Consider the following 23,257-nt stretch of genomic DNA (forward strand, 5'->3'; position numbering starts at 1 on the left):
GCATTGGCTAGCAGCTGCTCGTTCGGCGGCGGCGTCGTCCAAGGCTACGGCAACCAGTCGGGCCGATTTGGTGGCACATTCTTCGGCGAAGGTTCGGGCGACATGTATGTCCAACGGTTCGCAGTTGACCTCAGCAACAGCATGCCATTCAACGCAGTTGTCGGCCGAATTGGCTCGCAAACTGCAAACCCATACGTGTTTAAGCGAAAGGATAATTCTCCTTACTTCGACAACTCGCGATGGGACGATGGCAACTGGACCGTTGACGGTGCTCTCGTTAGCTTCAAGGTTGGCCAAGGTTCGCTCTCGATCCTCGGTGGCCGAAACAACGACCGATTGACCAACAACGGCGTTGAATTGCAACCAGTTCTGAACGACAGCAGCACTCTCGTCCAAGACACTCTTGGCGCAGAAGCTAAGTTCAACCTCGGTGCAAATGCTAACCTCAGCGCAGCCTACTTCATGCACTTCTTGACCGGTAACGGTACAAGTGCAACCGGTGGTGCTGACCGACTCGAAGTGTTTGGCGCAGGCCTCAACTACAACCTCGGTGGTGGACTCACTGCTGGTGTCAACTATGCTTCTTCTGCATTGAAGAATCAAGGTTCGACCGTTGCAGATGACAACAACACTGCTCTTGCAGTTGAACTGGGCTACGGCACAGACAAGTGGGGCCTCGTCGGTGGTTACCACCGAATCGATCGAGACTTCATGAGCGCAGGTTCTTGGTACCGAATCGGCACCAACTACTCGCCAATGAACGTCGAAGATTGGATGGTTAAGGGCTGGTTCAAGCTCGGAACCAACGGTAAGATCACCGCTTCCTACATGGACGGCGAGAACGTTCGATCGGCTGAGTCGGCTTCGCCAACTGCAGCAATCAACAACTTCGAGTACACCAGCTTCAAGGCTGATCTGGATTACACCGTTTGGGGTAACTGGAACCTGTTGCTTGGTTACGAATCGGTTGACCTCGATGGTTCGCGAACTCCATTCTTGAGCACGACTACTAACTACAGTATCGAGCAAAAGTGGACCAGCCTTGGCCTCTCGTACAACATGAGCAGCAACAGCATGTTCAAGGTTCTGTACCAGTACGGCGATGTCAAGAACGGCCGAGCATGGGGCGCAGGTCCTTCGGGCAACTACAAGGGTCACATCTTGACCAGCCAGATCTCGATCAAGTTCTAACTTGATTTAGAATCTGAACTTAACCCCGTTCCAGAAAATTTCTGGGGCGGGGTTTTTTGTTGATCACGGTACACTACAACTAACATATGGCAAAGGAAGTGGAGTACCTCACCGTCCAAGATCACCTTTGGATCAATCTGCAAGTCGCTGGCAAGAAGAGTCGATTCAAGTTCGCGGCGCTTGAAGAAGCGGTCTATTATCAATACGCCTATGGACGGAGCACCAACGTTCTCGCGCAGGCAGCAAAGTACGCCACTGGTTTCGCCAAGAAGGCACCTTTTGACACCGCCAACCTTGAGACCGGATTCGTGGGATTACTCACCTTCTTGACTCTAAACGGGTACCAAGTCAAGCTCGCCGACAAGGACGCTGGCGCATTTTTCGAGTCATTACTGGCCTCGCCGCTGACTGCCGAGCAAGAGATTTCCAGAGTCGCCAAATGGCACGATGATGATGACCATCACGTCTCCGTAAAAGAGGCTGCGATGGCCGTTATGGATCGTTACAGTCGAACTCTAAAGAAGCTCGGCGAACTCACCGCTGTGTCATAGAAATTCGCGCGGGTCGGCAAACTTGCCCTTGATCGCAGTTGCTGCTGCGGTGATAGGGCTGACCAAGTGTGTCCGGCTCCCCGGCCCTTGGCGACCTTCATATGGACGGTTGCTCGTGCTGGCAGAGCGCTCTGTTGGCCGGAGGATGTCGCCGTTCATGCCAAGGCACATGCTGCATCCAGCATGGTGCCATTCAAATCCCGCTGACTTGAAGATTTCGTCCAGCCCTTCTTGCTCCGCAAGTTTCTTGACTGCCTCACTCCCAGGGACCACCATCGCCCGAACTCCAGAGGCGACTCTTTGGCCCTTTAGGATTCCAGCTGCTTCTCGGAGGTCTTCGATGCGCGAATTCGTGCACGAACCAATGAAAACCGTGTTGACGGCAATCTCGGACAGTGACTGACCAGATTTCAGCCCCATATAAGCAAGAGCCTTGGCTTCGGCAGCGTCCGTTGGCTCTGGGATGACGCCGTTTACGTCAATGGTCATTGCGGGCGTCGTCCCCCATGAAACTTGCGGCACAAGTCTGTCGACGTCAATCTCTTCAAGCCGATCGTAGGTCGCGCCTTCATCGGTGGCGAGTTGGCGCGATTGTTCCACCATCCGATCGAAGTCCGCACCTTTGGGAGCGTACGGCCGATCTTCAGCGGCAATATATTCGAATGTGATCTCGTCTGGTGCAATCATGCCGGCTCTGGCACCCATTTCAATGGACATGTTGCACATCGTCATTCGTCCGCTCATGGGCAACGAGCGAATGGCAGACCCAAAATACTCCGCCACGAATCCTGTGCCTCCGCCCGCGCCGAGCTTCCGGATCGTGGCGAGGATCAAGTCTTTTGCGGTGACGCCGGCGCCACGCGTGCCCTTGTAATGAATTCCGAGGCTCTTCGGTTTCTTTGGAGAACGCAATGTCTGCGTAGCCAAAACATGCTCAACTTCCGTCGTTCCGATACCGAATGCGAGCGCACCAAATGCTCCATGGGTCGAGGTGTGGCTATCGCCGCAAACGATTGTCAAACCCGGAAGAGTGATCCCCAATTGCGGACCGATGACGTGGACAATCCCCTGCCGCGGGCCAAGATAGCCGAATAATGGCACTCCGAACTCCTTGCAGTTCTTCGCGAGAGCGGAAAGTTGTTTTCCGCTCAAAGTCGATTCGTCGATCTCACGTCCGTCTGTCGGAACGTTGTGGTCCACTGTCGCGAATGTCAGATCAGGGCGTCGGACCGGCCTGCCAGCAACTCGCAAACCATCAAATGCTTGTGGCGACGTGACCTCGTGTACCAAGTGTCGATCGATATAAAGCAGCGATCCGCCACCGGGTAATTCTGAAACGAGGTGATTCTCCCAAACTTTGTCGAAGATGGTGCGAGCCATATCCCTTCATTATCACTGGTTTCTGGGTGAAAGTGGCAAGGGGGGAGAGTGGATTCGGGAGTTTGGGTATAATTGTGTTTCCCTGAAGTGGGTAGATGCCCGAGCGGCCAATGGGAACAGACTGTAAATCTGTCGGCGAGAGCCTACGCAGGTTCGAATCCTGCTCTACCCACCATTCTTCTTGCACCTTCGCAGTTCTTCGAATCTATTACACTTTACAGCCTCTTATCAGGCAAACCTTTCGTATAATGTGAAGGTTCTATGAGCGTGCGTTCCTTTACTTCTCTTTTGGTGCTGGCGAGTTTCGCGGTAGCCAATGCCCAAATGACTCCGGTTAAAGTGGCTCGTCCCCATGTCGGAAAGGCGGCGGTGGATACAAGCCAGGTTCTGGTAAAGGTCGCAAAGGGTGCTACTTTAGATCAAATCGCGCGCTTCACGGGTCTAAAGCCGGTTTACCAATTGGTGAGTTCACCAGACCTTTGGGTTCTTGAAGGACGATCGGTTGCGCAGGCGAATGCCGCGATCAAGAAACTCGTTCCATCTGGATTAGTCGCTTACGCCGAGAATAACCAACGTCTTGATTATCGAAAGGACTTTGTGCCGAACGATCCTTACTTTGTCCCCAATTTTCCATCATCAGGTTGGCCCGGCCAATGGACATTGAACGACACCACCGGTTCGAATCTAGACATCAATGCGGCAGAGGCATGGGACCGATCGGTAAGCGGTTCTGGGGTGCTGATCGGAATCGTGGATGACGGATTTGAAACCGCCCACCCAGACCTTTCGACGAACTACTTTGCAGGGGGAAGCTATAACTTCGGGGGAGGCGGCCCAAGCCCATCCAATCCAAATCCTGTCGTTGTCGAAGATAATCACGGCACAGCCCTTGCCGGAATCATCGCGGCGAGAGGGAACAACTCTGTTGGGATCTGTGGAGTTGCCTATCAGGCTCTCTGGTCCGGAAATCGAATCAATTTTGACGCGCTGACGACGGCACAGATGGTTGACGCCACACGCTACCTGGCAGTTGGGGCGAACCCATCGTTCCGTGTGAAGAACCATTCTTACGGCCCGGTCAACAATTTCGAATTGGCGACCAGCGAAAGTTCGGCCATCACCGAATCCGTTACAGCCGGAGTCGTTCATGTCCGGTCCGCGGGCAATCTTCGAGAAACGATCAGTGAAGATGCCAACAAACTCGCCTTGAGGAATCTGGCCGATTCGATCACGGTTTCAGCGATCGACTCGCGTGGTCGATTTGCGGATTACTCAGCCTATGGCGCCTGCGTCATGGTTTGTGCGCCCTCGGGCGCATTGGCATCGGGTACGCGCGCGATTCTCACTACCGACCGATCCGCGAACCTTGGATTTAATCTGACAGGAACAGCGGATATTGATCAACTCACCGACGGAGCTTATACTTCAATTTTCGGCACAGACACCGATGGTGGAACATCTGTGGCGACGGGGCTTGTGACTGGCACCATCGCGCTCGGGCGACAAGCAAATTCTGGGATGAACACGCGATTTGCCAAGCACTTGCTAGCCAGGTCATCGCGTCAAATCGACCTTACCGACGCAAGCACCAGCAGCGATGGAGGATGGAAAACCAACGGTGCTGGCCTCAAATTCAACCAAAACTACGGATTTGGACTTCTGGACGCGGATCAGTTTGTGAACTTGGCAAAGCAATGGTTTGGCCCGACGACAGCAGCTTCGACCAGCATTGCAACAACCGTTGTTAGCACTGCCATTCCAGATAACTTGGCAACTGGACTGACGCGGACTTTCTCGGTGGCGTCTACGACTCCACTGGAAGAAGTCACTTTGACCGTCGCCATCACCCATGCGTGGCGCGGGGACATCGAGATTTTCTTGACCTCGCCGAGCGGACTAACCAGCCGCATGTGCAGCACAAACGGTGGCGATGATGGGGACAATATCTCGTGGACCTTCTGCTCGAATGCCTTCTGGGGTGAGAATCCAGCCGGGACTTGGACAATCAAGGTCGCCGATCGCGCCGCAACCGATTCGGGAACGTGGAACTCCTACAGTGTCTTATTGCGGCAAGGATCTCTCTACCGAAAGTTGGCAGGCACGATCGACTTTGGAAACTACGTCGATACGGCTGCGGTACCTGTGACACTCAAGATCTATCAAAATTCCAACCAAGCGTTGCTTGCGACTCACAATTTGTCGATTGCGGATTTGGGAAGTTTTTCGATCGACACTTCGATCAGTGGACTAGTTGACCTTGAACTCACATCGCCGACGTGGCTGAAAAAGAGGATCAACGGAGTCAACATGAATTTGGCGACCGTTGGTGGCCAAAACTTCAGCCTAACCAATGGCGATGTTGATCAAGACAACGAAGTAGGCAGCAGCGATTTTGACACCGTGGTGATGAACTTCGGCAATTCACCCGCCACGCCAGCAGAAGGCGACTGTGACGGAGATGACGAAGTTGGCTCCTCCGACTTCGATGTCGTCGTCGCCAACTTCGGCTTGTCTGGAGATTAAGAAGCTTTTCGTCTTCGGCTCGAAAGCAGTCTCTCACGATCACGATACTTGTTGACCGTGCGACGGGCTACCGTCACGCCTCGGTCGGCCAGGAGCTGTGCGATGCGTTCATCGCTGAGCGGTTGCCCTGGAGTCTCGGTCGCGCAGATTTCGAGGATCATCTGCTGAATTCGAAGTGCCGGCTTGAAGAACACGTCGAATGAGACCACTTCGCCATTTGCTAATTGAACGTGCTTGCCTGCAGTTGCACGGCTCACCGTACTCTCGTGTAGCCCGATAGCAGCCGCCACTTGCCGCCGAGTCAAAGGCTTTAAGAACCTGTACTCGCCGGTGGTCACGAAACCGATTTGATGGTCGATCAAGAAAAGACCTAGCTTGTGCAAGGTCTTGCCCCGCTGTTCAAGTGCGTCAATATAGTTTTTCGCGCGCTGAATATAGGTGTTCAAATGCCGCTGTTCGTCATCGGTTGCCGCGACCGTATTCTGCATTTTGAGCATTTGGGCACGGTAAGCGTTGCTGATGATCAAGTCTCTTGGGTCGACACCCGTGACTTCGACATCCCAACCAAATTCGCTGCGAACGATTTTAAGGTCGACGGGCACACCAATTCGATCTTGGGTCTTTGTAGTTCGGCCTTCACGAGAATAGCCGTCCGCTGGATACGGACTACAGGTTCGAATGATCTCCAACGCGGCATGGATCACCTCAGGCATCACTTTGAATTTGCGAGCCATTCCGCGAACGTTTTTGTCTACCAGATCATCAAAGCAGTGCTTCACGATGCTGTATGCAAGCTTGTCTTCCATCTGGGTCGCCTTCTTGAGTTGAGCAAGAAGACATTCGCGCAGATCGGCTGATCCGATCCCTTCAGGTTCGCAATCGCGAAGCGTGCTGACGACGTATTCCACTTCGTCCAAATCAAAATTGTGGTCGAGAGCGATTTCTTCGACCGCTGCGGACAGGTATCCACGATCGTCCACGTAAGCCACAACGACTTGGATGATGGGTAGGTACTTCGCGTCAAGCACAGCGCACAGTTGAGCCTCTAGATGTGCTTCTAGCGTGTTCGTGCATCCGGCAAAGTCGAGCCAGTCGGTTTCTTCGGCATCGTTCGGACGACTTCGTTGAAACTCGCGGTCTTCGCTCGACGGCTTCAATTCGGCTGGAGCCACAGACTTGAGAATTGTCTCAAGATAGAGCGGTTCACCGCTTTCATCGAGCCACTCCAATGCTGGATTTTCGATCAATTCTGCTTCGATCGCCGATCGAAGTTCGACCGAATTCATTTCCATCAGTTGTCCGCCGAGAACCATTCTCGGGTCAACCCTTAGCTGTAGCTTTTGGCTTTGGTCTGTGCGAAATCCGTTTTGCATCCCTAGTCCTACCTATTCCAGTTATCGGGCTAGCATTGACAATGCGTTTAGCCGCACAACTACCAGTGTTTTGTAGAGTTCTAAGAATTGGCACAACTTCCAACCGCACTAAAGCTTTCAGGTTTTGTAACCGAAAACCTAAAGTAGGTCATGAAGTTTGAGTTCATTGGTCGTTTAGGTTTTGTCGCAGCGCTTCTGGGGGCAATTTTCGCCTTCAATCCTGTGGGCATTGCACAAGGGGGGCAAGCCGCCTTGCTCTTGCTGGCCTATTTTGGATTTGTGGCCCTACTTGAACGGCGCGATCTTCGCACGCCATTGGTGTCCACGCTGATGGCGGTTGCTGACTTGGCTGTCACTGGATTCATGGTCATGCTCAGCACTCGTGTGGCTCATCTTGGATTCATGTTGCCGCTTGCTCCTGCCTATTTGATTCGCTTCCGTTCTGCAAATGCATCTTTCTTAATTCCAATTGGTGGAATCGCGCCACTGTGCGTGTCTCAACTGAGCACAGGAAATTTGATTTCGGCGAATAGTCTAGTTCAATCCGCGATCTCGGTTCTGATCCTTGTGTTGGCCAAACCTAGCGAAGCCGCGATTGAGTCGAAGCCGATTGTGTTGATCGAAAAGGAGCCCGAAGTTCCTAGCGCGACTCCAGATTTAGAATTACGCGAATCGTATCGCGAGCTGCGGGAACACGTTTCCAAGACCGAAAAGCGATCAAAGAAGGAGCGACGACTGCTTCAATTGACCGAGCTTGTCTTTGCACCAAATGGTGAGTTTTGGAACGGACTGACAAACGCTGTTCGCGAACTGACCGGTGCTCCTGCAGTCCGAATCTTCTGCCTAGAATCTCGAACCAACAGCCTGGTCGTGCGGTCATCAAGCGGCGATTTCGACACCGCCGAACAAATTGTGCCAATCCCTCTGGGCAAGGGAGGATCAGAATCCTTGATCCAAGACCGGGCGGCACATGCTCTTGGGCTCGAGGACGAACCGCGCAAGGTCGGAAACCTCTTGTTGAAATTTGATCACCGGCTCATTGGCATGATCACCCTCTATGCCAACAACGAAGGTGAAATGGAATCGGCGATGGCGGTGGCTCAATCGCTTTCTGCCGAGATTGCTAAGTTGATCTCTCACCGTGTGGACCAATCGGAACGATCTCGGCGATTAACCGAATTGGAAGTTTTGTACTCAGTCGCAACCGCCTCTGCCGGAGCAGAATCCAGCGTCAACCTCATCAGCCGGGTCGTACACCAACTTGCTGATGAAACTCCTTGTGACTTTCTGGGAATCTTTGCTATCGACGGAAACGAGTTGCTGCCGATTTCTCAGCACGGGACGACTCGCCGCGTTTTGGATGCAATGAGTTTTGCCGCGGGTCGCGGCGTACCGGGATATGTCGGGATTGGTGCGCCAGAGTTGCACCTTTGGAATACCCAAGACGATCCGAGGCTTTCGAGTACCGATCTCGCCAAACTAAGAGTTGGAAGCTTCGTTTGTATGCCCATTCGGGTCGCTGGTGAGCTGTACGGCTGTCTGATTTCAGGAACCGCGCAGGTCGGCGGAGTCAGCTACTCGGAAGCGAACACTTTGCAGTTGGTGGCTCAGGAACTGGGTCAGGCGATCACCCGCCTCAATGGCAAATCTGGCAGCGAGGCACAGATGATCACTCCAACAGAGTTCATCCAACGCGTCAATGAGGCGCCCGGCGCACTCATCGTCATCGAGCCAATTCGGAAAGAAGAGTTGAAGTCTGAATTTGGTTCGGGCGCAGTCAAGCATTCCGTCAGGTCGGTTGCGCCAAGGTTGCGCGCGATTCTGCCTCCGGATGGATTGCTCTGTCGAAGGGAAGAAGATGTACTCGTCTATGTGCCTGGTATGGATGAAGAATCGGCCAGAAAGTGGGCGAATCAATCAGCGGCCAGCATCGCGATGCAGACCATTTTCGATGAATCAGGTAAGCGGCGAATTCCGCTCGCTGTTCGCACAAAGGTATCCGCGGTGAATTCGACGGTGGAGAATCATGCTGAAATTGCTAGTTAAGTGCGCGTTCCCGCAGGATTGCTTGGGTGCTCTGGCACGGGGTTAAGATACGATGAATTCATTGAATTTGTGGCGGCAACTTGGCGGTTACGTTTGGAGGAGAAATGAATAGAGTGTCAACTATGGCATCGGAGGCAACAAAACAGAAAGTGAGTCCAACATGGTCTGGTCCAGACCTGGCTCGCCGCCGCGCATGGCCTGAAGCCTTTGCCGCAGCCGAAGAAGTGCTTCGAGCTGATCCGCAGCACCTTGGAGCGTTGGAAGTTCGTGCGCAAGCAATGCTTGGGCTGGGACAGTTTGAAGAGCTTTTTGTCGAGTTGCGGACCTTGGTCCGAATGAATCCACACGAGCCCGCCTATGAAATCTGGCGCGCATCAGCCCTGCAATCCATGGGAAAAGTGTCGGAAGCGATCAGTGCCCTCGCTCGGGGATATTCTCGCACAAAGGACAAGTCGCTGAAGCGAAAGATCGTGATCGAGTTGGAACTGCTCGCGGAATTTGTTCAAGGTCCGACTAAGGATCAATTGCTCGCCGAAATCGGCCTGATGGGTAGCGACGGTAAGCGTCAGAACCGCGTCTCGCCAAACCATTTGAGCTGAGATTCGCACGAACCTTCAATAACAAGAAACCCCAGCCGAATCGGCTGGGGTTTCTTGTTTACTTTTCCGACTGATTAGGAATTAGATTAGGGACTGATTCTTTGGAATTCGAACCTTGCCGCTAACTGGTTGGACCGAGCCGACCTTGAAAGCCATGGTTTTGAGTTCCTTGTGAGCCATCATTGCGGAGTCCTTGCAGCCGTAGTACATATACTTTCCGTCAACGAAAATCTTGAACTTGGCGAATTGGCCAGGAGCATTGCAGCATCCTTCGCCGCCCTTCATGACCATCTTGTGGTCGCCAGAAGCGCAGCAAGCCTCTGCCTTGGCTGGCTTAGCAGCCTTTCCGGCTTCGCACATTGTGCAATCTTCAGTCTTTGCGACCTTAGCTTGAACACCCTTTTCTGCGCAGCAAGCCTCGGTCTTTGCAACCTTGCCAGCTTCGCACATGGTAGCGCAATCTTCAGTCTTAGCGACCTTAGCTTGTGCACCCTTTTCGGCTGGGCAACAGGAGCTACTATTCGAATTTTGTGAAACCGCAAATGCCATAACAGCAGCGGCGACAACTGCGAGTGCTAATAATGCTTTCTTCATGATTTACTTCTCTCCAGAACTATTGTTTATTTCAACCCATTTGCTTCGGTAATTCGTTCCCAAGCAAACTCTGGATTTCCAAAATGTCCATTTTTCGCGGTTGACCGGTACTTAATGTTGCGCAGGTCGAGGTGCTTGATAATGCCGTTTGGCGACATATCAAAGTTATCTCGTACGCGCTTAACGATCGTAGCATTGTCGATCTTCTCCGTACCAAACGTTTCAACGTTGACAGAAACAGGCTGAGCAACACCGATTGCGTAAGCAAGACCAACCACGCATCGGTCGGCCAGATCAGCGGCTACGATGCACTTGGCGATGTGGCGAGCCATATAGGCTGCCGAACGGTCTACCTTTGTGGGATCCTTGCCAGAGAACGCGCCACCACCGTGTGGGCACATGCCACCGTAAGTATCGACGATGATCTTTCGACCTGTGAGTCCGGTATCTCCAGCTGGGCCACCAATCACAAATCGCCCGGTTGGGTTGATGTGGAAGGTGATGTCGCCATCGATGTAGTTTTGGTAATCAGCAAGCACTGGCTGGATGATGTGCTCTTGAACTCGTGCGTGAACCTCTTCTTGACTCAGGTCCCCGTCGTGTTGATGAGAAACCACAATTGTATTCAGTCGCTTTGGAACGTAATCTTCGTAGTCCACTGAGACCTGAGACTTTGCGTCGGGGCGCAATCCGAGCTTAGGGTTCGCGTGCCGAACCTCTGCCGCCTTTCGAGTGAGCGCGTGCGCGATGGTGATTGGCAACGGCATCAATTCAGGTGTCTCGCGAGTGGCCATGCCAAACATCATTCCCTGGTCACCGGCACCGCCAGTATCGACACCCATTGCGATGTCCGACGACTGCTCTTGAATAGCGACAAAAACACCGCAGTTCGAACCGTCATATCCAACTTCGGTGCTGTTATAGCCGATGCTGTTGATCGTTTCGCGAACTGCTCGCTGAACGTTCACATAAGCATTGCTTGTAACTTCGCCAGAAACCACTGCGACGCCGTGCGCCAGCATTGTTTCGACCGCCACACGCGACATCGGATCTTGCGACAAAAATTCATCCAACAACGCATCGGAAATCTGATCCGCGACTTTGTCTGGATGTCCTTCGCTGACGCTTTCCGAGGTGTAAATATGTTTCAAACCCATTTTAGTTCAACTCAATAGAATACCAGCCCAGCGTAGATTCATGACTTAGACCAAGCAATCTGAATCAAACTTTGTGATTTGAAGGACTGTCGTTGTGATCGAATCATCACGGCAAACTTGGAATGAGTGGAATCCTGCCAGCTTTGCGGCATCAACTTCTTCGATGATATCGCTGAGGAAACAGATCTCAGAAGGCTTGATCTTGAGCGACTCAGCAATGCGAACATAGCTCTCTGGTTCTCTCTTTCCGCCGGTCGTCGTGTCGAAATATCCATCGATCAGACCGGTGAGATCACCTTCGACCGAATGGCCGAACAAGAGCTTTTGAGCATGGACGCTGCCGGACGAGAAAATGGCGACTTTTGAACCTGCCATTCGCCAGCGTTTCATCGCCGGCAAAACGTCGGGATACAACTCTCCGCGTAGCTCGCCATCTTTGTACCCAGATTCCCAAATTCGACCTTGTACCGACTTTAGGCCCGTCGATTTTCGATCTTGATCCATGAGCCAACTCAGATATGGCGCCACCAGCTGGGGAGGCATCGCACCCGTTCTTTGGTCTTCTTCACGCTCGACCGCCAGCAATCGAGCCTCGGATTCAGTGAGTTCAACTTGGTCCAGCCTGGCCCGTGCAAACGGAAACAATGTTCGCGTCACGAAGTCGATAGGCGTGGTCGTGCCTTCAATATCCAGTAGATACGCTTTGAATTTCATCAAAGGTGTGATAGCTGGGCAGGGATGAAATCAAGCCCGAAACAGACTGGGAGATACCCCTTGTCCACGCCTGAATCGGTGTAGTGAGGCGTCCATCCGCTAGGATCTTGGAACAGCCGAATCGCGCGAATCCTCTTGTCTTTTCGGAGGTCAAACCAATGCCATGTTCCGGCGGGCACCCGTGCCAAATCACCTTCTTCGACGTAAAGAGCGATCACTTCAGAACCGTCCTTTGGCCGAATGTGAAACACGCCGTTGCCCTCAACGATGAAACGAATTTCATCTTCATCGTGCCAGTGCTCCTTACTGAACTTTGCGAGCATCACGTCAAGGTTTGGAGTATCTGGAAAAAGGTCGATCACGTCGGCAGCTTGATATCCCCCTTCCGCTTTGAGTGCTTCGATTTCGGTGGCGAATGCTTCCAGAACCGACTTGCTGTCTGCGCCATCAGCGAGCTCAACCTCAGGCTTCCAAACTTCGTAGCCGACGCCGATGTTTGCCAGCGTTGCTTTGATCTCGGAATACTCTGTGATCGTAACGTCCTTTTCCGGAATTCTGATAAATGCCATTGTTAGTTTGCCGTCCTTGCCAATTGACCTTGAATTTCAAACAAAAACTCTAAGACTTCGAGGTGCCGCTTTGCCTCTGCAATCGACGTTCCCCAAGTGTACAGGCCATGCCCGCGAAGCAGAATGCCGTGTGTTTCTGGCCGTTCCTTCAACTTCGACTCAATTTTTGCCGAGAGTCCAGCGATGTCTTGGCTGTTCTCAAAGATCGGAATGTACTCCATGTGATCGTGTGTCGTGATCCCGCGCAGACCCTTGAGCATCTCAAATCCGCCGATGCGATAATCTGGATGGGGTGACAGCGATGCAATCGTGTTCCAAATCGAATGAGTGTGTACAATCACTTTGGCGTCGGTTTGGCGGGCGATAGCCACGTGAATCAGGGTCTCAGCCGATGGCTTCCCAATTCCTGTGACTGTCGCGCCAGATTCGTTCACCAAAAGCATATTGTCGTGCGAACAATCACCTTTGTCGATCCCACTTGGAGACATCAACAGTTCTAGCGGGGAATTGCTGATTACCTCGCTGAAATTGCCACCGGTACCCGGGGCCCAACCCTTTGAATGGATCCACCGAATCAGTTCCGGTAGCTCGCTTTGGACTAGTGTTTGCACAGAATAAAATGATACCATTGAGCCATAAATAGTTCATAAAAGTAGGACCAAATGCATATTACATCTCTATTTTCAAAACAAACAAAGGCATTTTCAACTCCGGCACTAAGGCAAATAACTCTTGAGGTCCAAAGGGTTAACGGTATTAACCTTGGACAGGGGGTTTGCAATCTTCCGGTTCCAGAATTTGTGCTCGAATCGGCAAAAATCGCAGCAAATGGGGGTCACAACCGATATACCAACCCCCGTGGAACGGTGAGATTGAGAGAAGCACTCTCCTCCAAACTCCAATCCTTTAATGGCATCGCCGCCGATCCGGAATCCCAAATCTTGGTGACTTGTGGTGCGACGGGGGCGTTTGAGGGTGTTTGCGGCGTCCTGCTCGATCCAGGCGACGAAGTGATCGTCTTCGAACCCACCTATCCCTATCACATTCAGGCTCTGAATCGGTATCAGGCGAAGGTGAACATTGTTTCGTTGTCCGCGCCAGATTGGGAAATTGATTTTGATCAAGTCAAGTCGCTTGTCAATGAGCGTACGAAATTCATCCTCGTGAACACGCCTGGTAATCCAACTGGGAAGTTGTTCACGCGGGAAGAGATTTTGAAGCTAGCCGAAATCATCGAACCGTACAACTGCCTCATGGTCACGGACGAGATTTATGAGTACATGACCTTTGATGGCGCAAACCACCTCTCCCCCGCTGCGCTTCCAGAACTTGAAGGCCGAGTGATTACGATGGGTGGCTACTCAAAGACATTCTCTATCACTGGATGGCGGATCGGCTATCTCACCGGCCCTGCTGAAATCTGTGCTTCGATCACCCAATTTTTAGATGCGGTATACGCCTGCGCGCCCGCCCCATTACAAGAAGCTGTGGCGGCGGGAATAGAGAATTTTGGGCCCGAATTCTATTCTGGGTTGAATTCCAAATACGAGTCGAAACGAAACTCATTTGTTGCTGGACTGCGCAATTTGGGGCTGGACCCTCTCCCCCCTGCCGGTGCGTACTATCTCATTTGTGATTACTCAAACCTGTTTCCGGGCCTAACGAGTTATGAGTTTGTGAACAAGATGATCGCTGAAACTGGCGTAGGAGCCGTTCCCTCAAGTGATTTTGTGCGCGACCACGCGCAGGCACAGTGGGTGCGATTCTGCCTCGCGAGCGAGGACGAAGTCTTAAATGAAGCGCTCGATCGGCTCACACATATCCAGCGCTAACCAAATGGTTAAAACTGGTCGGTCATGAACATTAGTGGCGTGAAATCGATGCTGTGGCCGAGTAGCATCAATCCGGTTGATTGAACTTCAGCGGGGACCTGGAGCAATTCCGTGACCGATTTCAGCCCATACCATTCGCAATTCGGACCCACCGGCCAGGATTCTTGGCCAGGACAGGTGACCATTTCCCGAATGGTGTTGGCTTCAAAGCATACGTAGCCCTTTTCAACGGCTTCGCATACTTTGAAATTCCACTTCCAAGCTTCCCAGCCTTTAGGTGATCGGACCAGAAATGATGGATGGGCACTGCACCAATCTTCATACTTTGCCCTGACCGAGTCAAACTCGAGGCGGTCCTTGTCGAGGTAATCCAGGCTAGTCCGAATCTCACCTTTAACCACGTGGTCAATGGTAGTGAATCCGCAGGATTCGTAGAGATTTGTCCGCTGAGCAAAGAGCAGTGCTCGTGACTCGCCGATTGTCGCCCCATGTCCCAGAACGTGATTAACCAAATGGTTAGCAAACCTCTGATTTCTTTTCGAAGGAATTGTTGCGACACCGGCAATTCCCATCGCTCGGTACGAGCCAAATTGCAACGGAGTCGTGGTGAGAATGCTAACCATTTGGTCAGAATCGTAAAGTGCCCACTTACGAGCAAGGTCAAAATGCGGCTCCTCATAGAAGACCCCTTCAGCACGCTGAAAGTCCAAATCGAAGACAGTGCAAAGGATTTTCAAAAACTTCGAGCACTCGTGACGCTCGATGGGGCGAATCGAGATCATGGCTGATTCTTCACTACTTTGAGTTTGACGACGACCGTGGATTCACCCTTCACCGTCAATCCCGCCGGCACAACTAACCCGATGGTGAAATTCTTCTCGTTCTTAAGCCCGCCAATTTCGATCGGTTGAGTCGAGATGGAGGTGATCTTGGCTAAGTCGGATGCACTTCCGGTTAAGCTGATCTTTTCCGGTTCGATTGTCACCGACTCTATCGCGTAGCCATCGGCAACATCACCGGACAACGTTGGTCGAACACGAACCTGATTTTCGATGAGTTCTGCTTCAATGGCGGGAAGAATCGTGACCGACCGTGGCTCGCAGCGCACCAGCGGAACCGGAATACCTTCTCGGTCCAGTGCTTCTAGCGGAACCTGATTGCTGACTCCTGGCTTGACCATCGAGAGATCGAGCATCGCACGTACTTTGACAGCCTTCTTTAGTGCGCTCGCCGGGCCGCTCAATGCGACCACTCTAGGTTCACTCACTGCCCCCAAGAATCGGATCCCAGAACTGACCAAACCGATAGGCACGACTTCGACCTGGCGACTCGACGTGCGCAGCTCCTCTAGTTCGACAAGAACCATGGGCCGCTTCGGCGCGAGCGCCATCCCCGGCCGAGAACTCGGTGCTTTGATGCGGACCGAATGCTTGCCAGACCTCAGGCCGGTCAAATCGATTTCGGCGGACAATTGCGAAGCGTCGAGACGCTCAAACTCTAGTTCGCTTCCAGTAGCTACAAGCGTAATTCCTTCCGGTAACGATGTTGGAACAAGCTCTGGTGATAGTCCACGAACAACAACCGGAACCAGAAATTCACGTTGCTTTCCGGGTTCTTGTTTGGCCGTCACGTTCAGCCAAAGGAGGGTCCCCAAGAACAGCGATACCACGCCGAGAACGATGTGCTCCCCGGTCGAAAGGCGATTAGCTACCACTGGCCACCTCAGCTTTGCGATTCCGCCGCTTCGATTCTTGCCGACGAAGGGCTTGGTTCAAGACTTCGCGGAGCTCCGCGGGGCCATCGAGCTGCTTGAGTTTTCCATCGCTCGCCACCGTCATCGTTCCGCGTTCTTCGCTGATCATCAGGGAGATGCAATCCGTTTGTTCGCTGATGCCCACGCCGGCTCGATGCCGCATGTGGAACATTCGGGAGATCAGCTCGTTCTCGGAAAGAGGCAGCTGACATGCAGCAGATACGATTTTCTCGCCTCGGACGATCACGGCGCCATCATGCAACGGGTTCTTGTCATAAAAAATCGAACCAAGGATGGCTGCGCTGAGTTTAGCATCGAGCTGAACTCCGGTCTTAATCACATCCTCAAGGGAATTATCTCGTTCGATGACGATGATCGCGCCGATTCTTTGGCTCGCGAGCTCGGTCGCTCCAGCGACGATGTGGTTGATCGTAGCCTCGTTCACGAATTGAGTACTCGGTCCGAGACGTGTGGTCCATAGCCCAAGTCGTGCAAATCCTTCGAGGGTGTGGCGCAATTCGGGCAGGAGCAGAATGACCAAAGCAACGGGGGCTAGGGCAGTCGCTCGGTCCAAAATCCAATGGAGCGTACGCAGTTGCAGTACATCGCTGACGTATAAGGCACCGATGAACACCACAATGCCTATCAAAATGCGCCAGGCGCGAGTGTTTCGGACAAGTACGAGCAACCGATAGATGAGATAAGAAACCAGCAGGATATCGACGACATTCCAAAGGCTTTCCGAAGAAAACCTAGTGAGTTCAAAAAGCCGCCGCGTGATCTCGTCCAAGTGTTCCCCTTATTTTATCAACTCCCGCCATGTGCTGGCATCCAAATCGCCCTATAATCTGAGATATGAGTCAAGAAGGACCCGAAAAGCTGGCTGAGTTGAGAGCCTCGATTGATGAACTCGACCTAAAGTTGGTGGAACTTCTTAACCAAAGGGTTAAATTGGCTCAAGAAGTTGGAAAGACGAAAGGGTTTTCGAACCAAGTGATCTTTGTCCCTGAACGCGAGCGAGAGATTCTCGCGAGGCTGACTCAGGCAAATCAGGGCCCGTTGACTCCAGATCAACTGTCCAGTGTCTTTCGAGAAATCATCAGCGCGGCGCGGGCCGCCGAACAACCGTTAAAGGTCGCTTACTGGGGGCCAGAAGGATCATTTTCGAACCAAGCGGCGCTCAAGGCGTTTGGCCAGTCATCGGTAGCGGTACCGGTCCCGAGCATCGAAGACGTGTTCCTTGAGGTTCAAAAAGGTTCTGTAGACTACGGAATCGTGCCAGTTGAGAACTCGGTTGGAGGCGCAGTACCCGAGACTTTGGACCATTTTGTCAGCTCTCCTTTGCAAATCTGTGCCCAAACGTCTATTCCGGTTGTTCACCATTTGGTGAGTCATGCCGAGCGATTGGAAGATATTCGAACGGTTTATGCGGGGCCGCAGCCGAAAGCGCAATGCAGAAAATGGCTGCGCGCAAATCTCCCGAATGCGGAAGTAATCGACCTAACGCCGACCTCAGCTTGTGTACAACGGACTGCGAATGACCACTCCGCCGCCGCGATTGCCACCAGCCTGGCGGCTGAGATCATTGGCGTCCCGATTTTGCGAAGCCACCTGCAAGATCGCCCAGACAACCGAACTAGGTTCTGGGTGTTGGGCAAAAATCTTCCTGCTCCAACCGGTTATGACCGTACGACAATCCGATTTGGACTGAAGAATGAACCAGGAAAGCTCTATGCCGCGCTCGGGATTTTTGCGCAGTTCGAAGTCAACTTGTTGATGATCGAATCACGCCCTTCGCCACGAGATCCGTTCGATTACATTTTCTTCTTGGATTGCGAAGGTCACCAGGCGCAGGAAAAGCTGGGAAATGCAATCAAGGCACTCCAAGAGATTTGTACGGAAGTGACGATCCTCGGGAGTTATCCCGTCACGGACTGGAGTTGAAGGATTGGAGCGGGTAGCGGGAATCGAACCCGCATGGCCAGCTTGGAAGGCTGGAACTTTACCATTAAGCTATACCCGCGCTTGAAAAAGGAAGTATACCGGGTCGGACGGCAGAATTCAAACCGACCCGGAGGTTCAGGATTTATCGGATGCGATCGACTTGTGCTCGGCGCCACATGGCATCGGCGATTTCTTCGCCAGCCGGATTGTAGGTGCCAGCCTGAATCTTGGCTCGAAGTTCTTCAATGCGATCTTCTCGATCCGGCATTTCCATCACTTCTTGCACTAGGGCTTTGATCAGCGGGCCATCGGTCTCTCGAGGAGATACGATCTCTTCTTCAACCGGTTCGGTCAATCGGATGCTACCAAGTTGCATCACCTTCTGTAATTCTCTGTCAGATATTTGCATTGCACTTCTCCCCAACGATATAGAAAGAAGACCGCAGTGTCAGAGAGGGCAACCCGGCTACCCGTTGCTGTGATCAGCAGTTTGGGCCCGTGGCTTTGCGTCCCAAGAATTTCTTCGAGGTTTGCCTTTTGCTTTTCTGGACGAGAGGGTCCTACATTGGATAACGGTAGTTTTTCGGGGGTTCTTTAGGGGGTCGCAAGACTTTTTTAGCAAATTTCATTCCAAACCGGTCAACTAACGAAAAACCGCCCTCAGATTGATGGTCCTGAGGGCGGTTGGATTCGGTTACTTGACAGATTTCATGAGCTCTTGCACTGCGCGTTCGAGCTGATTATCCCGGCCAGCAATCCAAGCGTTCGGGTCGTAGCGAACGTCGACGTCGGTTCGGCGCCCAATGCCCTCTAGAGATTCACCGTTCACCGTGAAGATGCCGATGAACGGAATCTGGACTCCTCCACCGTCCCAAAGGCCGTATTGTCCGCCAATAGTGAGAACGTTCCCGCCCGTTGCCTCGCCGACGACTTTACCGATTTTCATTTGGCGATACCCTTCGCTCAGAATTTCGGCGTTTGACGCGCTGAACTGGTTAGTCATCAGCACGGTCGGCATTTCAATCACGTTGCCGCGGAACATTTCTTCGGTCATGGTAAGACCCGTCTGCAATCTGAATTTGCGCCATAGCCAAGGTTCTGTGCGCAATGCGACCAGAACTTGATTGGCAGTGTTGCCGCCGCCATTCCACCGAACGTCGATAATCGCGCCTTTCTTGCCTTCGCCATAAACGCGAATGTCTCGGAAGAATCGCTCGGTGCTCGGTGCGTTCATCCCTTGGATGTGGAAGTAGGTGCACTTTCCTCCGCTCAGCCGCTCGACTTCCGCACGGCGCTGCTCGATGAATTCTTCATAACGAAGTCCGGAGGCGATCCCAGGAGAAGATGGTTTGATAGCGATTTCCATCGTCTGATCGCCGCGTTTGACCGTGAGTCTGACGCGCTGACCGATCTTGTTTCGCAGCGCTTCTGCAAACGATCGATTCGCTCCGATGGCCACACCGTCAACCGCAGTGACCCAGTCGCCTTTCTGCAAGAGCGAGTAGCTGTTGTCGGCCGGTGAGCCGCCCAAAACCGAATCGACTTGATACACGCCGTCGGTCATGAGCTTGGCCCAATTCCACTCAACTCCCAAGAAGCCAGTGGAGTCATTTGCTTGCGCCGGGGCTGCTGGAGGGGAGCTTATGGAGAGATGGCTCGAGTTCAATTCCTCGATCATCTCATTCATGAGCGCATAGAAATCTTGGCGATCGAAGACGGTTGGGACAAGTGCCCGGTACTCATTCCGAATCTTGGCCCAGCCCACATTGTGGTGATTTGGATCGTAGTAGAACCGGCTCATCGCCCACCAGATTTCTTCGAACAGAGCAAGATCTTCGGCTTTGCGGTTGATGGATGATTGCGCGTTGAATCCAACCGGTGCAGTGGCGTTAGATGCAGTGCTGAGTGCCAACAGTTTGCCGCCAGCGATTGCATAGTACTTATCCGGCGTTGGGCCGGTGGTCAGGCTATTCACCCCACCTGTCACTGCGGCAACAGGAGCTGCTGGGCCGCCTGTAACCGGTACGAGCGAGAATTGGCCGTCGACGTTGGCGTAGATCGCGCGTCCGTTTGGAGCTGCGCCGAGTGCGACAGCGTTTCCATTCGTTAGCCTTCGGATTCGCTTATCGATCTTTCTCGGATCGATTTTTACTTCATTTGTCGGTTTGGCGGCGGACTTTTCGGCATCGATTCCGTCGAGATCATCTTCGGTGAAGCTCAATTCACTGGGCACCAGATCGACGATCATGATGTCGGAATCTGAGAATTCCGAAGAAGTGTAATAAATGCCCTTTCCGTTTGGAAGGAAGCGCGGGGACGTGGCTTCGCCAGCGAGCCTAGCCACTAATGTCCGGTTGCCGCTCGACACTTCGACGATGTAAACATTGGAGCCTCGCTCTGTACGATCGGCATAGGTGATCCACTTACTGTCTGGTGACCAATTGAAAATCTGCTCGCCTTGTAGCGCACTGATAAATCCGCCTTTGACCAAAGTCCTCGATGTTGCGCCGCTCAACGACTTCAGCGCGATTTCGCCATCCCCCTTGTTGAATGCGATCCAGTTCCGATCCGGAGAGATCGTTGCGAAAACAAGGTCGTCGTTCCCGCTCATGTACGGTTTTTCAACGCCGTTGATATCCACTGTCATGAACTCGCGTTTGCCATTTCGACCCGTAGAGAAGAGGACGGTCTTGTTATCCAGCCATACCGGGTTCAGGTCCAGCGCGGGCGAACTGGTGAGCTTTCTGGTCGTGCCTCCGCGCTCGGGAATGAGGAAGATATCGCCGCGAACTGCAATGACTGAACGCTTTCCATCGGGTGAGACCGCAACTTCGGTCACACCGCTGTTCAAGCTGAGATCGAAAACCGGGTTAAGGATTTCGTCTTCAGGAACTTGTGCTTCGACGGTACTGGATTTGCCCGAGGCAATGTCGTAAATCTTGAGTTGACTGTCGTACTCGTAGACGATCGAACGCCCGTTTGCGGCCATCGAGGGCCAACGCAATGTCCCGCCATCGTGTTGGGTCAGTTGGCGCGGTTTTTGGCCATTCGCATCCATGCACCACAGGTTCGGTTTTCCGCTACGGTTGCTTACAAAGTAGATCAATCCATCTTTCCCGAACATCGGGAATAGATCGTTGTCATCATTCTTGGTGACGTTTTTGTTGTTGGAAATCGGGGTGCCAAAATCTCCGACAAAAATCTCAGAAGTATCTGTACCGTTCTTGAGCGGATTTCGCCACGCGCCGGGCGATCCATTCAAGTTGTAGGCAACTTTTTTGCCGTCAGGACTTACCGATCCGTAGAAGGTTAGCTCAAGAGGGTGCCCGGTTAACCGAATCAAATCACCGCCAGATACGGGCATCGCAAACATGTTGATCCGCCCCCAGGCCGCCGTATGACCGATCACGTACTTGCCATCTGGGGTGATCGAATAGGGAACTTCAGTTGCGCTGTCGTAAGAGAGCCGCTTCAGACCAGTTCCATCCGGTGCGATGCTGAAAAGGTCTGAATTTCCGTACCGCGTGCTGCTGAAGATGATCTGCTTTCCATCAGGCGTAAATCTTGGTGAAGAATCGATTGCAGGATGAACTGTGATCCGCCTGGCTTCACCGCCGTTTGTTGAACACAACCACAGATCGTTTTGCCAGCTAAAGACGACGGTTGAGCCATCTGGTGACAAACCGGGTTGAGATGCTCGGTAGATCGGAGTCGCGTTTGCCGCGGAGGCAAGAATGCACGCAAGAAATAAGGTTCCCCTCATGAACCGAATCTACTCAATTTTGCGTGTTAGAAGTTTGCAAAAAAGCACCTTACTCCAGAATTTTCTGAAGTAAGGTGCTGAGTTGATCTGCAATCAGGTTAGAACTTGATTGAGATCTGGCTGGTCAAGATGTGACCCTTGTAGTTGCCTCGACCGGCAACGCCCCAGTTGAGGTCGTTCTTGACGTCACCATATTGGTAAGTCAACTTGAACAGGTTGTTTGCGCTCATTGCGGTGGACAAGCCGAGCGTGTACCACTTCTGGGTTACGTTGAAGCGAGTTGCCAACGCTTCAGAAGTTCCTCGGTCAATGTCGATGTCGACATTCTCGTAGCCGAGAGTTGCCTTCCAACCACTCCAGAGTTCGTGCTCCAGCGACAGGATGAGGCTTGAGTAATCGGCATTGTAGAAGCCTGGCGCCACGTTGTTTTCGATGGTGTCGCCAAACAAGTAGGTGCCCTTCAAGACAGAACCGTTTCCGAACTTTGTCCATCCGGACAACTTGATGTCTTGGATGTTGACCGGTGCCCAATCGGTACCGATTCGATCCCAGCCACCGAGGCCGAAGTAGTTTTGTTCGATTCTTCGCAAACCGCCAGCGAATCCCCAGTTATCTTGTCGATAGGTGATATCGCCGTAGATAGCCGTATTGTCTTCGTCGGAGTTCAGAACGGTGCTTCCAACCAACTTTTGGGTGGATTGGGAATAGCCGATTGCGATATTGAGATCGTTCGACAAACCGAACTCCACTCCGCCACCAAACACTTCGAGGCGATCGTATGAACTCGTTCCCTTCGTGAAGTTGTTCACGTAAGCGAGATTCAACTTGCCATTGGTGCCAATGCCGAATGCGGCGTCAATACCAAGGACTCGGTTGAAGAAGGAATTCACTTCGCTGCCGATTGGCTGGATTTGTACTCCATGGTTTGAAGACAATTCGCCCTGGTTTCCACCAAAAACGCGAACTTTGCCGTTGCCCGCTTTGAAGCTAGCAATTGCGCCGTCCATCAGCCACTCTGGATTGTCCCATCGAGAATTATCGAAGTACGGTGTGTTATCGCTGTGCTTGTAGATGTATGGGTTGTCGGTGTAGGCACCAATTCGTCCGACGACCAAATCGAACGGCACCATGTCGCTCAAGTCGACGGCGAACCGTTGGACATACATGTCGCCGGCTCCCTCTCCGAAGAACGAATTGCCAAATCGGCCATTTTGGTTTCCATAACCTTGGACAACGCTACCGCCCTTGATATTGCTTTCACCAAAACG

Annotated in this window: 20 protein-coding genes, 2 tRNA genes and 1 riboswitch; of the genes, 8 read left to right on the forward strand and 14 right to left on the reverse strand. The window is 52.6% G+C overall.

Annotation, left to right across the window (positions count from 1 at the left end; genetic code table 11):
* Together J0L72_12140 and J0L72_12145 are read left to right on the forward strand one after the other, a co-directional pair.
* On the forward strand, positions 1-1,191 hold a 1,191-nt coding region (locus J0L72_12140; GenBank protein MBN8691518.1), incomplete at its 5' end, for a hypothetical protein.
* A gap of 86 nt (positions 1,192-1,277) precedes the next feature.
* Positions 1,278-1,742, forward strand: coding sequence for a hypothetical protein (locus J0L72_12145; protein MBN8691519.1), 465 nt, complete (start codon positions 1,278-1,280; stop codon positions 1,740-1,742).
* On the opposite strand, the gene leuC is transcribed toward J0L72_12145, so the two are convergent.
* Positions 1,737-3,122, reverse strand: coding sequence for a 3-isopropylmalate dehydratase large subunit (gene leuC / locus J0L72_12150; GenBank protein ID MBN8691520.1), 1,386 nt, complete (start codon positions 3,120-3,122; stop codon positions 1,737-1,739). The genes J0L72_12145 and leuC overlap by 6 nt on opposite strands.
* A gap of 89 nt (positions 3,123-3,211) precedes the next feature.
* Here leuC and J0L72_12155 point away from each other — a divergent pair.
* Both J0L72_12155 and J0L72_12160 read left to right on the forward strand, forming a co-directional pair.
* Positions 3,212-3,297, forward strand: a tRNA-Tyr gene (locus tag J0L72_12155).
* An 86-nt stretch (positions 3,298-3,383) separates the two neighbouring features.
* On the forward strand, positions 3,384-5,645 hold the full coding sequence (locus tag J0L72_12160; GenBank protein MBN8691521.1) for a S8 family serine peptidase: 2,262 nt from the start codon (positions 3,384-3,386) through the stop codon (positions 5,643-5,645).
* Here the strand turns inward: J0L72_12160 and J0L72_12165 are convergent.
* On the reverse strand, positions 5,642-7,018 hold the full coding sequence (locus tag J0L72_12165; protein MBN8691522.1) for a hypothetical protein: 1,377 nt from the start codon (positions 7,016-7,018) through the stop codon (positions 5,642-5,644). The two genes, J0L72_12160 and J0L72_12165, sit on opposite strands and share 4 nt — an antisense overlap.
* A 150-nt stretch (positions 7,019-7,168) precedes the next feature.
* Here J0L72_12165 and J0L72_12170 point away from each other — a divergent pair, with 150 nt between their 5' ends.
* On the forward strand, positions 7,169-9,064 hold the full coding sequence (locus J0L72_12170; GenBank protein MBN8691523.1) for a GAF domain-containing protein: 1,896 nt from the start codon (positions 7,169-7,171) through the stop codon (positions 9,062-9,064).
* Between the two features lie 122 nt (positions 9,065-9,186).
* A complete protein-coding gene (locus tag J0L72_12175) occupies positions 9,187-9,663 on the forward strand; it encodes a hypothetical protein (GenBank protein MBN8691524.1) in 477 nt (158 codons plus the stop codon).
* Positions 9,664-9,744: 81 nt separating this feature from the next.
* Here J0L72_12175 and J0L72_12180 read toward each other — a convergent pair whose 3' ends face one another.
* The 5 genes from J0L72_12180 to mtnB are packed head-to-tail and all read right to left on the reverse strand — an operon-like array spanning position 9,745 to position 13,308.
* Positions 9,745-10,257, reverse strand: coding sequence for a hypothetical protein (locus J0L72_12180; GenBank protein ID MBN8691525.1), 513 nt, complete (start codon positions 10,255-10,257; stop codon positions 9,745-9,747).
* A 26-nt stretch (positions 10,258-10,283) separates the two neighbouring features.
* Positions 10,284-11,414, reverse strand: coding sequence for a methionine adenosyltransferase (locus tag J0L72_12185; GenBank protein MBN8691526.1), 1,131 nt, complete (start codon positions 11,412-11,414; stop codon positions 10,284-10,286).
* Between the two features lie 45 nt (positions 11,415-11,459).
* Positions 11,460-12,128, reverse strand: coding sequence for an acireductone synthase (mtnC, locus tag J0L72_12190; protein MBN8691527.1), 669 nt, complete (start codon positions 12,126-12,128; stop codon positions 11,460-11,462).
* Positions 12,128-12,697, reverse strand: coding sequence for a cupin domain-containing protein (locus tag J0L72_12195; protein MBN8691528.1), 570 nt, complete (start codon positions 12,695-12,697; stop codon positions 12,128-12,130). Before J0L72_12195 ends, mtnC begins: the two co-directional genes overlap by 1 nt.
* Positions 12,698-12,699: 2 nt before the next feature.
* Positions 12,700-13,308 carry a methylthioribulose 1-phosphate dehydratase gene (gene mtnB, locus J0L72_12200; protein MBN8691529.1) on the reverse strand — a complete coding sequence of 203 codons (609 nt, stop codon included), beginning with the start codon at positions 13,306-13,308 and terminating at the stop codon, positions 12,700-12,702.
* 51 nt (positions 13,309-13,359) lie between these two features.
* On the opposite strand from mtnB, the gene J0L72_12205 reads away from it, so the two are divergent.
* Complete coding sequence (locus tag J0L72_12205) at positions 13,360-14,529, forward strand: pyridoxal phosphate-dependent aminotransferase (protein MBN8691530.1); 1,170 nt, start codon at positions 13,360-13,362, stop codon at positions 14,527-14,529.
* Positions 14,530-14,537: 8 nt separating this feature from the next.
* Here the strand turns inward: J0L72_12205 and J0L72_12210 are convergent, their stop codons facing one another.
* From J0L72_12210 to cdaA, 3 genes are read right to left on the reverse strand one after another with little or no spacing between them, the layout of a single operon-like run.
* Positions 14,538-15,311 (reverse strand): GNAT family N-acetyltransferase, encoded by a 774-nt coding sequence (locus J0L72_12210; protein MBN8691531.1) that lies wholly within the window; start codon positions 15,309-15,311, stop codon positions 14,538-14,540.
* Positions 15,308-16,243 (reverse strand): hypothetical protein, encoded by a 936-nt coding sequence (locus J0L72_12215; GenBank protein MBN8691532.1) that lies wholly within the window; start codon positions 16,241-16,243, stop codon positions 15,308-15,310. Before J0L72_12215 ends, J0L72_12210 begins: the two co-directional genes overlap by 4 nt.
* Positions 16,233-17,072 (reverse strand): diadenylate cyclase CdaA, encoded by an 840-nt coding sequence (gene cdaA, locus J0L72_12220; protein MBN8691533.1) that lies wholly within the window; start codon positions 17,070-17,072, stop codon positions 16,233-16,235. Before cdaA ends, J0L72_12215 begins: the two co-directional genes overlap by 11 nt.
* A 65-nt stretch (positions 17,073-17,137) precedes the next feature.
* Here cdaA and pheA point away from each other — a divergent pair, with 65 nt between their 5' ends.
* The gene (gene pheA, locus J0L72_12225) at positions 17,138-18,226 is read left to right on the forward strand and encodes a prephenate dehydratase (GenBank protein ID MBN8691534.1); all 1,089 of its coding nucleotides are present in this window, start codon (positions 17,138-17,140) and stop codon (positions 18,224-18,226) included.
* Positions 18,227-18,231: 5 nt separating this feature from the next.
* Here the strand turns inward: pheA and J0L72_12230 are convergent.
* From J0L72_12230 to J0L72_12245, 4 genes are all read right to left on the reverse strand, one after another.
* Positions 18,232-18,305 (reverse strand) — tRNA-Gly (locus J0L72_12230).
* 63 nt (positions 18,306-18,368) lie between these two features.
* Entirely contained in the window at positions 18,369-18,635 is a 267-nt protein-coding gene (locus J0L72_12235; protein MBN8691535.1) for a flagellar biosynthesis anti-sigma factor FlgM, read from the reverse strand.
* A gap of 44 nt (positions 18,636-18,679) precedes the next feature.
* Positions 18,680-18,771, reverse strand: a riboswitch (cyclic di-GMP riboswitch).
* Between the two features lie 149 nt (positions 18,772-18,920).
* Positions 18,921-21,989, reverse strand: coding sequence for a PD40 domain-containing protein (locus J0L72_12240; GenBank protein ID MBN8691536.1), 3,069 nt, complete (start codon positions 21,987-21,989; stop codon positions 18,921-18,923).
* A gap of 98 nt (positions 21,990-22,087) precedes the next feature.
* Positions 22,088-23,257 (reverse strand): hypothetical protein (locus J0L72_12245; GenBank protein MBN8691537.1); only part of this gene is annotated, 1,170 nt, incomplete at its 5' end.

This window comes from Armatimonadota bacterium (genome assembly GCA_017303935.1).
GTDB lineage: Bacteria > Armatimonadota > Fimbriimonadia > Fimbriimonadales > Fimbriimonadaceae > JAFLBD01.

What these genes read in the sequence shown, in the direction of transcription:
- J0L72_12240 (MBN8691536.1), bottom strand. Translation starts at nt 21,989, where the DNA reads ATGAGGGGAACCTTATTTCTTGCGTGCATTCTTGCCTCCGCGGCAAAC.
- J0L72_12210 (MBN8691531.1), bottom strand. Translation starts at nt 15,311, where the DNA reads ATGATCTCGATTCGCCCCATCGAGCGTCACGAGTGCTCGAAGTTTTTG.
- J0L72_12205 (MBN8691530.1), top strand. Translation starts at nt 13,360, where the DNA reads ATGCATATTACATCTCTATTTTCAAAACAAACAAAGGCATTTTCAACT.
- J0L72_12170 (MBN8691523.1), top strand. Translation starts at nt 7,169, where the DNA reads ATGAAGTTTGAGTTCATTGGTCGTTTAGGTTTTGTCGCAGCGCTTCTG.
- J0L72_12185 (MBN8691526.1), bottom strand. Translation starts at nt 11,414, where the DNA reads ATGGGTTTGAAACATATTTACACCTCGGAAAGCGTCAGCGAAGGACAT.
- J0L72_12235 (MBN8691535.1), bottom strand. Translation starts at nt 18,635, where the DNA reads ATGCAAATATCTGACAGAGAATTACAGAAGGTGATGCAACTTGGTAGC.
- J0L72_12160 (MBN8691521.1), top strand. Translation starts at nt 3,384, where the DNA reads ATGAGCGTGCGTTCCTTTACTTCTCTTTTGGTGCTGGCGAGTTTCGCG.
- leuC (MBN8691520.1), bottom strand. Translation starts at nt 3,122, where the DNA reads ATGGCTCGCACCATCTTCGACAAAGTTTGGGAGAATCACCTCGTTTCA.
- J0L72_12195 (MBN8691528.1), bottom strand. Translation starts at nt 12,697, where the DNA reads ATGGCATTTATCAGAATTCCGGAAAAGGACGTTACGATCACAGAGTAT.
- pheA (MBN8691534.1), top strand. Translation starts at nt 17,138, where the DNA reads ATGAGTCAAGAAGGACCCGAAAAGCTGGCTGAGTTGAGAGCCTCGATT.
- J0L72_12165 (MBN8691522.1), bottom strand. Translation starts at nt 7,018, where the DNA reads ATGCAAAACGGATTTCGCACAGACCAAAGCCAAAAGCTACAGCTAAGG.
- J0L72_12175 (MBN8691524.1), top strand. Translation starts at nt 9,187, where the DNA reads ATGGCATCGGAGGCAACAAAACAGAAAGTGAGTCCAACATGGTCTGGT.
- J0L72_12145 (MBN8691519.1), top strand. Translation starts at nt 1,278, where the DNA reads ATGGCAAAGGAAGTGGAGTACCTCACCGTCCAAGATCACCTTTGGATC.
- J0L72_12180 (MBN8691525.1), bottom strand. Translation starts at nt 10,257, where the DNA reads ATGAAGAAAGCATTATTAGCACTCGCAGTTGTCGCCGCTGCTGTTATG.
- mtnC (MBN8691527.1), bottom strand. Translation starts at nt 12,128, where the DNA reads ATGAAATTCAAAGCGTATCTACTGGATATTGAAGGCACGACCACGCCT.